A 15358-nucleotide genomic window follows, 5' to 3' on the forward strand; every position below is an offset into this window, starting at 1 on the left:
AACTAACCGTGTTGCCCGAGCTGAAGATCACTCAACTGCGTTATTTCGTGCTGGTCGCCCAGCTGAAAAGCTTCCACGGCGCGGCCCGGCAGGCTTATCGCACGCAACCGGCGTTGTCGTTGGCGGTGCGCGAGCTGGAGCAGAAGCTCGGCCAGCCGCTGTTCGAAAAGGGCGGGAAAACCGAGCTGACGCCGTTTGGCGCCCACTGTTTGCCGCTGTTCCAGGATTTGCTCGCCCATCACGATCGCATCGCTCGGGAAGTCAGCCTGCTGGCGCGGCACGAAATCGGTCAGGTGAGCATCGCCACGGTGCCATCGGTGGCCAGCCGCTTGCTGCCGCACCTGCTCGCGCGGTTTGTGGGTGAGCACCCGAAAATGCAGATCAGCATCCAGGACGGCAACGCCGACAGCGTGCAGCAGCTATTGGTCCAGGGGCAGGTGGACTTCGCCATCAGCAGCGTATGGGTGGCGGATGACAACATCGAGTTCGTGCCGATCCTCAGCGACCGCGTCGGGGTGGTCTGCCGGCATGATCATCCGCTGGTGGCCAACGGCGGGGCGCTGCACTGGTCCAGCCTGCAAGCCTATCCGCTGGTACGCAACGGCACCTCGCGCCTGCTGGCGGGCACGGAGGCGGAGGGCTTGCTCGACAGTAGCCTGTTGTTCGTCTCCAACATGATTTCCCTGATCGCGATGCTCGAGCAGGGCATCGGCATCACCACGCTGCCGTCCCTGGCGTTTCCCCAGGGCAACGAGCAGCTTGTATTTTTACCCTTGGCGGAGCCCAGGGTCGAACGCCAGATCGGCATCCTGTGCCGCAAGGGCCACAGCCTGTCGCCGGCCGCGGCCGAGTTGATGGGGTTTCTCAAGGCGCAGATGCAGATGAGCGAGCTGCAAGGTCAGTGACCTTCCAGAAGGCGACCTTAAGTACTGCATTGACCGTTCGGGCCCCTTCGCTGGCAAGCCAGCTCCTACAATGTTACGCGCAGGGGTTTGGTCCGTGGTCGCCGCGGACCTGTAGGAGCCGGCTTGTCGGCGAAGGCGTCCTTGAACATTGCGCTGGCCTTTCGGGACTCTTCGCTGGCAAGCCAGCTCCTACAGTGGTTTGCGCAGGGCGTTGGTCTGTGGTCGCCGCGGCCCTGTAGGAGCCGGCTTGCCGGCGAAGGCGTCCTTGAATATTGCGCTGGCCTTTCGGGACTCTTCGCTGGCAAGCCAGCTCCTACAATGGTTTGCGCAGGGCGTTGGTCCGTGGTCGCCGCGGACCTGTAGGAGCCGGCTTGCCGGCGAAGGCGTCCTTGAATATTGCGCTGGCCTTTCGGGCCCCTTCGCTGGCAAGCCAGCTCCTACAATGGTTTGCGCAGGGCGTTGGTCCGTGGTTGCCGCGGACCTGTAGGAGCCGGCTTGCCGGCGAAGGCGTCCTTGAATATTGCGCTGGCCTTTCGGGCCCCTTCGCTGGCAAGCCTGCTCCTACAATGGTTTGCGCAGGGGTTTGGTCCGTGGTTGCCGCGGACCTGTAGGAGCCGGCTTGCCGGCGAAGGCGTCCTTGAATATTGCGCTGGCCGTTCGGGCCTCTTCGCTGGCAAGCCAGCTCCTACAATGGTTTGCGCAGGGCGTTGGTCCGTGGTCGCCGCGGACCTGTAGGAGCCGGCTTGCCGGCGAAGGCGTCCTTGAATATTGCGCTGGCCGTTCGGGCCCCTTCGCTGGCAAGCCAGCTTCTACAATGGTTTGCGCAGGGCGTTGGTCCGTGGTTGCCGCGGACCTGTAGGAGCCGGCTTGCCGGCGAAGGCGTCCTTGAATATTGCGCTGGCCTTTCGGGCCCCTTCGCTGGCAAGCCAGCTCCTACAATGTTTTGCGCAGGGCGTTGGTCCGTGGTTGCCGCGGACCTGTAGGAGCCGGCTTGCCGGCGAAGGCGTCCTTGAATATTGCGCTGGCCTTTCGGGCCTCTTCGCTGGCAAGCCAGCTCCTAGAATGGTTTGCGCAGGGCGTTGGTCCGTGGTCGCCGCGGACCTGTAGGAGCCGGCTTGCCGGCGAAGGCGTCCTTGAACATTGCGCTGGCCGTTCGGGACTCTTCGCTGGCAAGCCAGCTCCTACAGTGGTTTGCGCAGGGCGTTGGTCCGTGGTCGCCGCGGACCTGTAGGAGCCGGCTTGCCGGCGAAGGCGCCCTTGAGTATCGCGCTGGCCTTTCGGGCCTCTTCGCTGGCAAGCCAGCTCCTACAGTGGTTTGCGCAGGGGTTTGGTCCGTGGTTGCCGCGGACCTGTAGGAGCCGGCTTGCCGGCGAAGGCGTCCTTGACTATTGCGCTGGCCTTTCGGGCCCCTTCGCTGGCAAGCCAGCTCCTACAATGGTTTGCGCAGGGGGTTGGTCCGTGGTCGCCGCGGACCTGTAGGAGCCGGCTTGCCGGCGAAGGCGTCCTTGAATATTGCGCTGGCCTTTCGGGACTCTTCGCTGGCAAGCCAGCTCCTACAATGGTTTGCGCAGGGCGTTGGTCTGTGGTCGCCGCGGACCTGTAGGAGCCGGCTTGCCGGCGAAGGCGTCCTTGAATATTGCGCTGGCCTTTCGGGACTCTTCGCTGGCAAGCCAGCTCCTACAATGGTTTGCGCAGGGCGTTGGTCCGTGGCTGCCGCGGACCTGTAGGAGCCGGCTTGCCGGCGAAGGCGTCCTTGACTATTGCGCTGGCCTTTCGGGCCCCTTCGCTGGCAAGCCAGCTCCTACAATGGTTTGCGCAGGGGGTTGGTCCGTGGTCGCCGCGGCCCTGTAGGAGCCGGCTTGCCGGCGAAGGCGTCCTTGAATATTGCGCTGGCCTTTCGGGACTCTTCGCTGGCAAGCCAGCTCCTACAATGTTTTGCGCAGGCGTTGGTCCGTGGTCGCCGCGGATCTGTAGGAGCCGGCATGCCGGCGAAGGCGTCCTCGAACATTGCGCTGGCCTTTCGGGACTCTTCGCTGGCAAGCCAGCGCCTACAAACCATCCTCCAGCGCCTCGAGGTATTCCGGGCTGTTGCTGATCGAATTGTGCCCGGTGCCCGCAATTACCTGCAGCGTTGCCACGCCCGCGGGGAAATGGCTGTAGAGGCGCCGGGTGCTTGCGCCTGGAATCACTTCGTCGTGTTCGGCGGCGATCAGGCGTGTTGGCACGGCGATATGTTCGGCGTAGCGCCAGGATTCGTATTTATCCTTCAATAGCCACTTCACCGGAAACCAACGGAACTGCCGCTCGGCCAGTTCCTCCAGGCTGTTGTACGGCGTGATCAGCAGCAGTTTCGCCGCCGGCCGAGAACTGGCCAGGCGCACCGCGACCCCCGAACCCAGGCTGCGTCCGACCACGACAATCTGCGGGTGGTCGGCATAGACCTTGTCGAACAGGGCCATGGCATCGCGGGCAATCGCCTCTTCCGAAGGTGACCCGGAGCTGCCGCCGTAGCCACGGTAATGCAGCAGATACAGGGCATGGTTGGGGAAGGCCCGGGCGAAGTCCGGCAGGCTGCGCGAGACGTCCTCGGCATTGCCACCAAAGTAGATCAGTGCCTTGGGGCCGTCATGCGCGCGCACCGACACCAGCACCTGCGCCTCGTCCACGGGCAAGGTCAGCAGCGTGTCGGGTGAGTCGACGGCGCGCGGCTGCGGGTAGTAGATGAGCGCGCGCTGGAACACGAACAGGGCCGCGCAGAGCGCCAGGTACAGCGCAGCGGTGATGACGACGAGGAACACCAGGGTACGGGACATTCGGCTAACGTTTATGGTCATTGACGGCTCCGTGGTGCTGTCAGAGTGTAGCTGGCGGTAAAGGAGGGCACCGATGCCCATCGCGCTCAAGTGGCTCAACGTAAAGCCTGCGGAAAGAGCGGCCCTGGCCCTGGGTTTCGCCTTCCACTTCTGCGTGCTGGCCAGCTATTACCTGGTACGGCCGTTGCGCGATGCCCTGGGCCTCGAAGGCGGCGTCGACCGGTTGCAATGGCTGTTCACCGCCACGTTCGTGGTCATGCTGCTGATGGTGCCAGTGTTTGGCGCGCTGGCGTCGCGGCTGCCGGCCACGCGCTTCGTGCCGTTGATCTACCGCACGATTGCCGTATCGATGCTGGTGTTTGGCCTGTTGATCGGCAACCGCGTCGCGCCGGTGACGGTCGGCCAGGTGTTTTTTGTCTGGATCAGCCTCTACAACCTGTTCATCGTCTCGATTTTCTGGAGCGTGCTGGTCGATCGCTTCTCCAGCGAGCAAGGCCGACGGCTGTTTGGCTGCATCGCGGCCGGCGGCACCCTTGGCACTTTCATCGGGCCCTTGCTGGCGGCGACCATGGCCACTCGTCTGGGCCCGCTGGCGTTGACCGTCGCTGCGGCGCTGCTGCTGGAGCTGGCGGTGCGTTGCTATCGGGGGCTGCTGGCGAGGACGCAAGCGCAGGCGGGTCATCACCTTTTGGACGAACGGCGCCTGGGCGGCAGCATGCTCGCCGGGATCACTCTCATCCTGCGTTCGCCGTATCTGTTGGGGCTGGTGGCCTTCATGCTGCTGCACACCAGCGCTGCGACTTTGTTGTATTTCGAGCAGGGACGGATCGTCACTGGCAGCTACGCTGATGTAGGCAGCAGGACGCAATTCTTCGCCCTGGTCGATTTGCTGGTGTCGACGCTGACCCTGATCTGCCAGTTGCTGCTGACGGCGCCGTTGATTCGTCTGCTGGGCATCGGCGGCGCGCTGCTGGTCATGCCCCTGGCGACCGTCGTGGCGTTTAGCGTCATGGCCCTGGCGCCGGTGCCGGCCAGCGTGGCCCTGGCCCAGGGGCTGCGCCGCGCGGTGGAGTTCGGCATCGTGAGGCCGGCGCGTGAAGTGCTGTGGACGGTGGTCAGCCGGGAAGAGAAGTACAAGGCCAAGAACGTGATCGAAACCCTGGTCTATCGTGGTGGTGATGCCGCCAGTGGCTGGTTGTCGGCCGGTTTGACAGCCTTGGGCGCAGGCTTCGGCCTGGTCGCGCTGGCGGTCGTGCCGTTCGCGGGCGTGTGGGGCGGGTTGTGCCTGTGGCTGGCCAGGCGCCAGGCACGAATGGCCGACGCAGCACCACCGGGGAGGGAAACGTCATGAGCCATGGCCAAGGTTTTACCCGCAGGCAAATACTCACGCTGGCTGCCGCCGCATCGGCGGTCTTCACGCTCGGCCCGAGCGGCGCGTCAACCTCGCCAGCGGCGGGAACAGGAGGCAAGACCATGATGACCCGCGTCATTCCTTCCAGCAAAGAGCCATTGCCCGCCGTCGGCCTGGGCACCTATCGCGGCTTCGACGTGGCGCCTTCGGACCCTGCCTACCGCAGCTTGTCCGCGGTGCTTGACGCCTTGTTCGAAAAGGGCGGCAAGGTCATCGACAGCTCGCCGATGTACGGCCGCGCCGAGCAGACCACCGGCGAGCTGCTGTCGATTCACGAGCCACGCTCGCCGGCATTCCTGGCGACCAAGGTGTGGACCCGGGGCCGCGAAGAAGGCATCGCGCAGATGGAGCAATCCTTCAAGCTGCTGCAGACCGACCGCATCGACCTGATGCAGATCCACAACCTGCTGGACTGGCAAACCCATCTGCCGACCCTGCGCGAGTGGAAGGAGGCAGGTCGCATTCGCTACATCGGTATCAGCCATTACACCGCGTCGGCCTATGACGAAGTGGAGGCGCTGCTCAAGGCCGAGCCGCTGGACTTCCTGCAGATCAACTACGCGCTGGATGATCGCGCGGTGGAGAAACGCATCCTGCCGTTGTGTCGCGACCGCGGCGTCGCGGTAATCTGCAACCGGCCGTTCGGCGGCGGTGGCCTGATCGCGCGGTTGCAGGGCAAACCCTTGCCCGGCTGGGCCGCGCAAGTCGGGGTCAAGACCTGGCCGCCTTTGGCACTCAAATTCCTCTTGTCGCATTCCGCGGTGACCTGCGTCATCCCTGGCACCGGCAACCCGCGCTACATGGCGGAAAACGCCAGCGCCGGTTTCGGCCCGATGCTGACCGATGCACAACGTCATCAACTGATCGCCCTGGTGGGGTAACCATGCACGAAAACGCTCAACAGAAACGCGCCCGCGTACTCGATCCGGTCGACCGGGTCACCGAAGTGATTTTCGGCCTGCTCATGGCCATGACGTTCACTGGAACGATCAGTGTGGCCACCGCCAATCAGGAGGAAGAACGCACGATGATGATCGCCGCGCTGGGCTGCAACCTGGCGTGGGGCCTGGCGGACGCGGTGATGTATCTGCTGCGCACGGTCATCGAGCGCACGCGCAACCGCAACTTGTTCAGCGGTTTGCGCGAGGGTCGCGATGCCAGCGCTGGCCAGGCGCTGATCGCCGATGCGCTGCCGCCACGGATTGCCCTGGCCGCCGGCGCCGAAGGCCTGGAAGCGTTACGCCAGCGCCTGATCCAGGCACCCGCCACGCCGCTGCAGCCGGCGCTGGGCCTGGATGACTTCAAGGGCGCGCTGGGCGTGTTCCTGTTGGTAGTGGTGGCGACCTTCCCGTTGGTGGTGCCCTTCCTGCTCCTCGATCAGACGGCGCTGGCGGTGCGCTTGTCCAACGCCATCGGCATTCTGGTGCTGTTCCTGGCGGGCTGGATCCTCGCCCGCTACGCCGGTGCCAGGCCGTGGCAGGGCGGGGTTGCCCTGGCCGTCCTCGGCGCCGCGCTGATCGCCGCGATCATTGCGCTGGGCGGCTGATCGATCGGCAATCGTCTCCTATACTGAGTCGCGTCAACAGGCAAGGCACCCATTTTCAATGCCGTCGCTAACGCTCACCCGCGCTGCGACAGCGTCCCCTGACCATCACTGCAAGGAGATCGAACATGGCAATCCGCATAGGCGATGAAGCGCCGGATTTCACGGCACAAACCACCGAAGGCACGCTCAACTTCCACCAATGGATCGGTGATGGCTGGGCCATCCTGTTTTCGCATCCCAAGGATTTCACCCCGGTGTGCACCACCGAACTGGGTTACCTGGCCAAACTCAAGCCGGAGTTCGACAAGCGCAACACCAAGATCCTCGGCCTGAGCATCGACCCGGTCAGTGATCACGAGAAATGGGTGGGTGACATCGAAGAAACCCAGGGCAGTGCCGTCAACTACCCGCTGATCGGCGACGAAAACCTGGTCGTGGCCAAGCTCTACGACATGATCCACCCCAATGCCAGCGGCGGCACGCGCACCGCGGTGGACAATGCCACGGTTCGCTCGGTGTTCCTGGTCGGCCCGGACAAGAAGATCAAGGCGATGCTGATCTACCCGATGAGCGCCGGGCGCAATTTCGATGAAGTGCTGCGTTTGCTTGACTCGTTGCAGCTCAACGCCAAGCACACCGTCGCCACGCCGGTGAACTGGCGACCGGGGGAAGACGTGATCATTCCGACGTCGGTGTCCGACGAGGATGCGAAGAAGAAATACCCGGACGGCTTCAAGACCCTGAAACCGTATCTGCGCACGGTGGCGCAACCGAAATAACCCCGGCCTTTGTGGGAGCTGGCCTGCCGGCGATGGCGTCCGTGAGATCGCCTTCGCCGGCAAGCCGGGCTCCTACAAGGGAGGGTGGCTCCGGCTTACCCCAGGTATTTGTGAAACCACCCCAATGTCCGCTCCCACGCCAGCTTCGCCGCCGCCTCGTCATAGCGCGGCGTGGAGTCGTTGTGAAAACCATGGTTGGCGCCGGGATAAATGTACGCTTCGTAGGTCTTGCCCCCGGCCTTCAACGCTTGCTCATAGGCGGGCCAGCCTTCGTTGATGCGCGTATCCAGTTCGCCGTAGTGCAGCATCACCGGTGCCTTGATCCGCGGTACATCCTTGGCGTCCGCTTGCCGGCCGTAGAACGACACCGCGGCGCCCAGTTCCGGGTAAGCCACGGCGGCCGCATTGGTGACTCCACCGCCATAACAGAAACCGGTGATGCCGACTTTGCCACTGGCGTCGGGGTGTTTCATCATCCACTCGACGGCGGCAAAGAAGTCGTTCATGAGCTTTTGCGGGTCGACCTTCTCCTGCAGCGCACGGCCCTTGTCGTCGTTGCCGGGGTAGCCGCCCACCGAGCTCAGGCCATCCGGGGCGAGGGCGACGAAACCGGCCTTGGCCAGGCGTCGCGCGACGTCTTCGATGTAAGGATTGAGCCCACGGTTTTCATGCACGACCACCACCGCAGGGGGCTTGCCGGCGGCTTTTGCCGGACGCACCAGATAGGCACGAACCTGCCCGTGGCCCTTGGGTGAGGGATATTCGACGTACTCGGCAATGATGTCCGGGTCGGTGAATTCGACCTGTTCGGCCAGGGCGTAGTCCGGGCTCAGGGACGCCAGCAGTGCACTGGCGGTCAAGCCACCCAGGGTGAACAGCGCGGCGCGGTCGAGAAACTCGCGCCGGTTGATCAGGCCATGGGCGTAGTAATCGTAGAGTTCCAACAGCTGTGGGGAAAAGTCTTTTGCAGTGAGACGTGTCATATAGGCGCTTCCTCTTCATCCAATAGAACGCGAACCTTGTAGGAGCGAGCTTGCTCGCGAAAAACCTGAGAGCACCGCGGGCTGTCAGGCTCCCCGCGTCATCGTTGACCTCCGTCGCGAGCAAGCTCGCTCCTACAGGGGGGCATGCCAAATTACAAACTCTGCGCCCCGGCCTTCGCCACCTGCGCATCCTGCTCGGCCTTGACCCCGGACACCCCGACCGCACCGACCACCTGGCCGTCGACCGTGATCGGCACCCCGCCTTCGAGCGAGGTCAGCAGCGGGGCCGAGAGAAAGGCCGTTCGCCCGCCATTGACCATCTCTTCATAGCCTTTGGATTCCCGCCGCCCCAGGGCCGAGGTGCGGGCTTTTTCGGTGGCGATGTAGGCACTGATGGGCGAGGCGCCATCGAGGCGTTCGAGGGCCAGGGGATGACCGCCGTCGTCGACCACCACAATGGTCACTGGCCATTGATTGGCCTGGGCTTCGGTGCGGGCGGCGGCGAGTATCCGGCTGACTTCGGCCTGGCTCAGGACGGCTTTGCTGTTCATGGGCATTCTCCATTGGGCGCTATTGGGACAGGGCGGCTTCGACCAGTTCGATCCAGTGCCGGACGGGGGTACGGCCCGCGCCGTCGAGGTGCGACTGACAGCCGATGTTGGCGGTGACGATGACTTCGGGGTAGCCGCTTTCCAGGGCATTCATCTTGTTGTCGCGCAGTTGCCGGGCCAGTTCCGGCTGGGTCAGCGAATAGGTGCCCGCCGAACCGCAGCACAAATGGCCGTCCGGTACTGTGGTGAGGTTGAAGCCCAGACGCATCAGTACCTTTTCGACCGCGCCACCGAGTTTTTGCGCGTGCTGCAAGGTGCACGGGCAATGGAAGGCAACGCGATGGGCGTTGTGGATGCCCAACTGTTCCAGCGGTTCGGCGCGCAACACCTCCACCAGGTCCTTGGCCAGCGCGCTGACCTTCCTGGCCTTGTCGGCATAGACCGGGTCGCGCTCCAGCAGATGCCCGTAATCCTTGATGAACGCCCCGCAACCGCTGGCGGTTTGCACGATGGCCTCGGCGCCTTGTTCAATGCCCGGCCACCAGGCATCGATGTTGTGCCGGGCGCGATCGAGGCCGGCGGCCTGGGCGTCCAGGTGATAGTCCACGGCGCCGCAACAGCCGGCCTCGCGGGCCGGCATGACGCTGATGCCCAGGCGGTCCAGGACCCTGGCGGCGGCCACGTTGGTATTGGGCGACAGGCCGGGCTGCACGCAACCTTCGAGCATCAGCACCTGGCGGGCATGGCGCACGGCGGGGCGCTGCTTGGTCACCGGCAGGTTGCGCGGCAGCTTGCTTTGCAGCGCGCCGGGCAGCAGCGCGCGAAACACCTGGCCGCTGTTGACCAGGCGCTTGAACAGGTCCGGATGCGGCACCAGCGTGCGCAGCCCTTCGCGCAACAGACGCTGACCGAGCGGACGCGGTACCGCCGCATCGACCACGGCCCGGCCGATGTCCAGCAAGTTGTGGTAATCGACCCCCGAAGGGCAGGTGGTTTCGCAGTTGCGGCATGACAGGCAGCGATCCAGGTGCTGCTGGGTCTTCTGTGTCACCTCGTTGCCTTCCAGCACCTGCTTGATCAGGTAGATGCGCCCGCGCGGGCCATCCAGCTCATCGCCGAGCAATTGATATGTCGGGCAGGTGGCGTTGCAGAAACCGCAATGCACACAGGTGCGCAGGATGCTGTCGGCTTCCTCGGCGCGGGGCAATTGGCGGGCGCGTTCGCTCAAGGTGGTCTGCATGATTCATAACTCCGCGTACAGACGTCCGGGGTTGAAGATGCCCTGGGGGTCGAGTTGCTGCTTGAGGCTCTTGTGGTAGCGCATCAATGCGTCGGGCAGCGGCTGGAAGGGCGTGTCCGTGAGCCCGTGGCTGTAGCAGGTGACGTGCCCGCCAGCCTCTTCGACGACCTGGCGAATGAACTTTGCCTCGGCGTCGGACTTGAGCCAGCGCTGGGCGCCGCCCCAGTCGATCAATTGCCGGCCGGGCAGGGACAGCCGTGGCGTGTTGTTGGGCACGGACAGGCGCCACAGGGGCTGGTCTTCATCGAAGAAGGCCAGTCGTTGTTCGTTGAGATCGGCCCAATACGAAGCGTCGAGCAACTCGCCGCCCAGGCGGTCATGGGCCGCCGCCACCGAACCTTCGCCACCCTCCAACCGCAGATGCAGGCGTTCACCGTCATGACACGCAGCGCTGATCGGCAGCGGTTGCTGGCCCCATTCCGCCAGGCGTAGCAGGGCATGTTCGGCGTTCATTTGCAGGCTGATGCTCAGGGCCTGCCGGGGCTTGGGCAACACCTTGAGCGAGACCTCGGTGATCAGGCCGAGGATGCCGTAACTGCCGGCCATCAGGCGCGACAGGTCGTAACCGGCGACGTTTTTCATGACCTCGCCACCAAAACGCAGGTGCTTGCCCAGGCCTGTGATCACCCGCGTGCCCAGGACGAAATCCCTGACCGACCCCGACCACGGCCGACGCGGCCCCGACAGCCCGCAGGCGATCATGCCGCCGACGGTGGCATCGTCGCCGAAGGAGGGCGGTTCGCAGGGCAACATCTGCTGCGCGGCGTCCAGCACCTTCGCCAGTTCCGCCAGTGGCGTGCCGCAGCGCACAGTGATTACAAGCTCCGTCGGGTCGTAGCTGACAATGCCCCGGTGCGATCGAGTATCGAGTATTTCGCCCGCCGTCACCCGTCCCAGGAACGCCTTGGTATTGGCCCCCTGGATGCGCAGCGGCGTGGCGTTCGCCAACGCCTGATTGACCTGCTCCTGCAGCGCGCTGCTGTCATCGAGATCGGCAGTTTCCTGCATCAGAAGCGCTCCAGGTCAGGGAAGGGCAGTTGGCCTGCGTGCACATGCATGGCGCCAAACTCGGCGCAGCGGTGCAGGGTCGGTATGTTCTTGCCAGGATTGAGCAGGCCGCCGGGGTCGAACGCCGCCTTGACCGCGTGGAACAGGGTCAACTCATCACTGTTGAACTGCGCGCACATCTGGTTGATCTTTTCCCGGCCGACGCCGTGCTCACCGGTAATGCTGCCGCCGACCTTCACGCACAGCTCGAGGATCTTCCCACCCAGGGCTTCGGCGCGGTCCAGTTCGCCAGGCGTATTGGCATCGAACAGGATCAGCGGGTGCATGTTGCCGTCGCCGGCATGGAACACGTTGGCCACCCGCAGGCCGTACTCGGCCGAGAGGCTGGCGATGGCCTTGAGCACACCGGGTAGCTCGCGGCGCGGGATGGTGCCGTCCATGCAGTAGTAATCCGGCGACAGGCGGCCCACCGCCGGAAAGGCGTTCTTGCGCCCGGCCCAGAAGCGCACGCGCTCGGCCTCGTCCTTGGCCTGGCGCACTTCGGTGGCGCCGGCCTGTTGCAGCACCTGGCGCACGCGGTCGCAATCGTCACGCACGTCGGCTTCGACGCCGTCGAGTTCGCACAAAAGGATGGCTTCGGCCTCCACCGGGTAACCGGCGTGGATGAAGTCCTCGGCGGCGCGGATGGCCAGGTTGTCCATCATCTCCAGGCCACCGGGAATGATGCCGGCGGCAATGATGTCGCCGACGGCGCGGCCGGCTTTTTCCACGGAGTCGAACGCCGCCAGCAGTACCTTGGCCGACTGCGGTTTGGGCAGCAGCTTGACCGTGACCTCGGTGATCACCCCGAGCATGCCTTCGGAGCCGGTGAACAAGGCCAGCAGGTCCAGGCCAGGCGAGTCCAGGGCGTCGGAGCCCAGGGTCAGATGTTCGCCGTCGACGGTAAGGATGTCCACCTTGAGCAGGTTATGCACGGTCAGGCCGTATTTCAGGCAATGCACGCCGCCGGCGTTTTCGGCGACGTTACCGCCGATGGAGCAGGCAATTTGCGAGGAGGGGTCGGGGGCGTAGTACAGGCCGAACGGTGCGGCGGCCTGGGAAATCGCCAGGTTGCGCACCCCTGGCTGAACCCTGGCGGTACGGGCGGCGGGGTCGATCTGCAGGATCTGGTTGAAGCGGGCCATCACCAGCAGCACGCCTTTTTCCAGGGGCAAGGCGCCGCCGGACAAACCGGTGCCGGCGCCCCGGGCGACGACCGCTACCCGGCGCTCATGACATAAGCGCAACACGCCCTGGACCTGGGCAATGTCCCGCGGCAGCACCACCAGCATCGGTGTAGTGCGGTAGGCGCTGAGCCCGTCGCATTCGTACGGCTTGAGCTCTTCCTGCTGGTGCAGGATCTCCAGATCGGGCAACTGCGTGCGCAAGGCCTGCAACAGCGCGCTCTTGTCGACCTCTGGCAACGCGCCATCAACGCGTTCATCGTAAAGAATGTTCATAGTCGTTTTACGATACTCCGTTCATGAAAGCCCGGGCCAGTGCCCGTATTGCTGCTCACTGTAGGAGCGAGCTTGCTCGCGATGAACTCAAGAGCGCCGCGTTTAGCCCGCAAACACGCGTTATCGTTGACGACCATCGCGAGCAAGCTCGCTCCTACAGTGGACAGCATTAGGGCCAGTGCCCGGGATTTTCAACAGAGTTGCGCGAGCAACCCGGGCTGTGCCGATCAGTGGCCGCCCACCACCATATGACTGAACGGCGCAACATAGGCCTGCAATGTCACCAGGCCACCGACCAGGATCGCCAGGACGATCGAGTGGAAAAACACATAACGCAGGATTTCCCCTTCATGGCCGTACCAGCGGGTGGCGGTGGAGGCGACCACGATCGACTGGGCGTCGACCATCTTGCCCATCACCCCGCCAGAACTGTTGGCGGCGGCCATCAACACCGGGCTGAGCCCCAGTTGCTCGGCGGTCACCTTCTGCAAGCCGCCGAACAGCACGTTGGACGCGGTGTCCGAGCCGGTCAGGGCCACGCCGAGCCAGCCCAGCAGGGTGCCGAACATCGGATAGAAAATCCCGGTCGCGGCAAAGGCCAGGCCCATGGTCGCGTCCAGCCCCGAGTAGCGGGTGAGGAACCCCAGGGCCAGCATCGCGGTAATGGTGATCAACGAGTAGCGCACCACCCACAGTGTTCGCAGGTATTGGTGAATCAGTTGCGGGATGGAGTAGCCCATCAACAGCCCGCCGAGGATCGCCGACAGCAGGATGCCGGTGCCGGTGCTGGTGAACCAGGTGAACTTGTAGATCGCTTCTTCGGTTTTCGGCGCAGGCACCACGGGCGGAACCTTTTCGATCTGCTGGTGAATCGTGGTGAAGGTCAGGGTCGGGGCGAAAATCGGGTTGGCCTCGCGCAGCGGTTTACCTTGGGGATCCAGTTTCGCCGTGCTGGTGGCCGGATCGATCGCTGGGCGGGTGTCGAACATGTTCTTGAAGCCCTGGGTGCCCCAGGCGAACACGAAGACGGTGAGGATGATCCACGGCATCCAGGCGCGCATCACCGCGGGCTTGGCGTCGCTGGCAAAGGCCGCACTGGCGACCGGTTTTTCGTCGTGTTCCTCGGCGATCGCCGAGTTGTCGACGCGCCCGGACAGGGCGGCGGAGGTGTGCACCGTGGCCGGTTTCCACACTTTCAGGAATCCTGTCAGGCAGGCCATGGAAATCAGCGCGGCGATCACGTCCACCAGCATCGGCCCGTGATAGTTGGACACGACGAACTGCGGAACGGCAAAACTGATCCCGGTCACCAGGATCGCCGGCCAGATTTCCAGCATCTTGCGCCAGCCGGCAAAGGCCCAGATCAGCCAGAACGGCACGATCACCGAGAAGAACGGCAGTTGCCGACCGACCATCATCGACAGCTCCATTTCATCGAGCCCGGTGACCTTGGCCAAGGTGATGATCGGCGTGCCCAGGGCACCGAAGGCCACGGGGGCGGTGTTGGCGATCAGCGCCAGGCCCGAGGCGGCCAGCGGTGAGAAGCCCAGGCCAATGAGGATCGCCCCGGTCACCGCCACCGGTGTACCGAACCCCGCCGCGCCCTCGAAAAAGGCACCGAAGCAGAAGGCGATCAGCAGCAATTGCAGACGGCGGTCGTCGGTGATCCGCGCGAGGGAGTCCTGCAGCACTTTGAACGAGCCGTTCTCGGTCGTCAGCCGGTGCAGGAAAATGATGTTCAACACAATCCAGCCGATCGGCAGCAAACCGTTGGCGGCCCCGTACAGCGCGGCCGACCCGGCCATGCCGGCGGGCATATCAAAGGCGAAAATCGCGATCACCAGGGCCGAGGCCAGGGCCATCAGTGCCGCCAGGTGTGCCTTGACATGGAAGAACGCCAGGGCTGCCAGCATCACCACCACCGGCACCGCGGCCATGAGGGTTGAAAGCACCGGGTTGTTGAACGGATCGTAGATTTGCTGCCAGACCATGTTCCACCTCTGCTTTTATTGTTGGACGTGCAGCCCCTTGGGGGGGAGGTGGCCTGTAGTATAGGTGGCATTGCGCCGCTGTCAGGGCGTGTTTACCGGCGCTGTGCAGGCGCCTGAGCTAGCATTGCCGATAGGTCCAAACTGCCACGGGAGGAAAACCGCAATGACTGAGCGCCATCTGGAGCACAAGGAGACGCTTTCGAACGGATGCACCATCAAGGTCAAGGCCGAGATACTGAAGGACGGCTCCCTGGGCATGTTCATCGGAGTCTACCGACCGGATGGCACGGCCATCGACGAAAACCACGATCCCAAGCCGCATATGCTGGACATGGAAGCGGCGATGGACTGGGGGATCGACATTGCCAAGAGGATTGGCAATAGCCAGAGGACGCTATAACGCAAGGCTGGGGATTTGCGGTGATGCCATCGCCAGCAGGCTGGCTCCCACAGCCAAATTGTGGGAGCCAGCCTGCTGGCGATGGTTTTAGTGCTTGAACATCACATGCCGCACGACGGTGTAGTCCTCCAGCCCATACATCGACATGTCCTTGCCATACCCGGACAGCTTC

The 15358-nt window shown here is 64.1% G+C and carries 13 protein-coding genes; 6 read left to right on the top strand and 7 right to left on the bottom strand.

Annotation, left to right across the window (positions count from 1 at the left end; translation table 11 throughout):
- Positions 1-8 precede the first annotated feature (8 nt).
- The gene (locus NPS56_RS29680) at positions 9-905 is read left to right on the top strand and encodes a LysR family transcriptional regulator (protein ID WP_274077947.1); all 897 of its coding nucleotides are present in this window, start codon (positions 9-11) and stop codon (positions 903-905) included.
- A gap of 2048 nt (positions 906-2953) precedes the next feature.
- Here the strand turns inward: NPS56_RS29680 and NPS56_RS29685 are convergent.
- Complete coding sequence (locus NPS56_RS29685; RefSeq protein ID WP_274077948.1) at positions 2954-3739, bottom strand: alpha/beta hydrolase; 786 nt, start codon at positions 3737-3739, stop codon at positions 2954-2956.
- A gap of 52 nt (positions 3740-3791) precedes the next feature.
- Here NPS56_RS29685 and NPS56_RS29690 point away from each other — a divergent pair, with 52 nt between their 5' ends.
- The 4 genes from NPS56_RS29690 to NPS56_RS29705 all read left to right on the top strand — a co-directional run bounded on the left by NPS56_RS29690 (position 3792) and on the right by NPS56_RS29705 (position 7454).
- A complete protein-coding gene (locus NPS56_RS29690; protein WP_274077949.1) occupies positions 3792-5069 on the top strand; it encodes an NTP/NDP exchange transporter in 1278 nt (425 codons plus the stop codon).
- Positions 5066-6010: an aldo/keto reductase gene (locus NPS56_RS29695; RefSeq protein ID WP_274077950.1), complete on the top strand. Its 945-nt coding sequence runs from the start codon at positions 5066-5068 to the stop codon at positions 6008-6010. Before NPS56_RS29690 ends, NPS56_RS29695 begins: the two co-directional genes overlap by 4 nt.
- Positions 6011-6012: 2 nt before the next feature.
- Entirely contained in the window at positions 6013-6675 is a 663-nt protein-coding gene (locus NPS56_RS29700) for a hypothetical protein (protein ID WP_274077951.1), read from the top strand.
- Positions 6676-6800: 125 nt separating this feature from the next.
- The gene (locus NPS56_RS29705; protein WP_274077952.1) at positions 6801-7454 is read left to right on the top strand and encodes a peroxiredoxin; all 654 of its coding nucleotides are present in this window, start codon (positions 6801-6803) and stop codon (positions 7452-7454) included.
- Between the two features lie 95 nt (positions 7455-7549).
- Here the strand turns inward: NPS56_RS29705 and yghX are convergent, their stop codons facing one another.
- The 6 genes from yghX to NPS56_RS29735 all read right to left on the bottom strand — a co-directional run bounded on the left by yghX (position 7550) and on the right by NPS56_RS29735 (position 14786).
- Positions 7550-8437, bottom strand: a complete 888-nt coding sequence (yghX, locus tag NPS56_RS29710) for a YghX family hydrolase (protein WP_274077953.1) — start codon at positions 8435-8437, stop codon at positions 7550-7552.
- 152 nt (positions 8438-8589) lie between these two features.
- Positions 8590-8988: a heme-binding protein gene (locus tag NPS56_RS29715; RefSeq protein WP_274077954.1), complete on the bottom strand. Its 399-nt coding sequence runs from the start codon at positions 8986-8988 to the stop codon at positions 8590-8592.
- 19 nt (positions 8989-9007) lie between these two features.
- A complete protein-coding gene (gene glcF / locus NPS56_RS29720; protein WP_274077955.1) occupies positions 9008-10228 on the bottom strand; it encodes a glycolate oxidase subunit GlcF in 1221 nt (406 codons plus the stop codon).
- 3 nt (positions 10229-10231) lie between these two features.
- Entirely contained in the window at positions 10232-11296 is a 1065-nt protein-coding gene (glcE, locus tag NPS56_RS29725; RefSeq protein ID WP_274077956.1) for a glycolate oxidase subunit GlcE, read from the bottom strand.
- Positions 11296-12795 carry a glycolate oxidase subunit GlcD gene (gene glcD, locus NPS56_RS29730; RefSeq protein ID WP_274077957.1) on the bottom strand — a complete coding sequence of 500 codons (1500 nt, stop codon included), beginning with the start codon at positions 12793-12795 and terminating at the stop codon, positions 11296-11298. The genes glcE and glcD overlap by 1 nt, the downstream gene beginning before the upstream one ends.
- A 227-nt stretch (positions 12796-13022) precedes the next feature.
- The gene (locus NPS56_RS29735; RefSeq protein ID WP_274077958.1) at positions 13023-14786 is read right to left on the bottom strand and encodes an L-lactate permease; all 1764 of its coding nucleotides are present in this window, start codon (positions 14784-14786) and stop codon (positions 13023-13025) included.
- 163 nt (positions 14787-14949) lie between these two features.
- Between NPS56_RS29735 and NPS56_RS29740 the strand changes: the two genes are divergently transcribed.
- Positions 14950-15186 (top strand): hypothetical protein, encoded by a 237-nt coding sequence (locus NPS56_RS29740; RefSeq protein ID WP_274077959.1) that lies wholly within the window; start codon positions 14950-14952, stop codon positions 15184-15186.
- The last annotated feature ends 172 nt before the right edge of the window (positions 15187-15358 follow it).

This window comes from Pseudomonas putida, from assembly GCF_028682635.1.
Taxonomy (GTDB): Bacteria; Pseudomonadota; Gammaproteobacteria; order Pseudomonadales; family Pseudomonadaceae; genus Aquipseudomonas; species Aquipseudomonas putida_AE.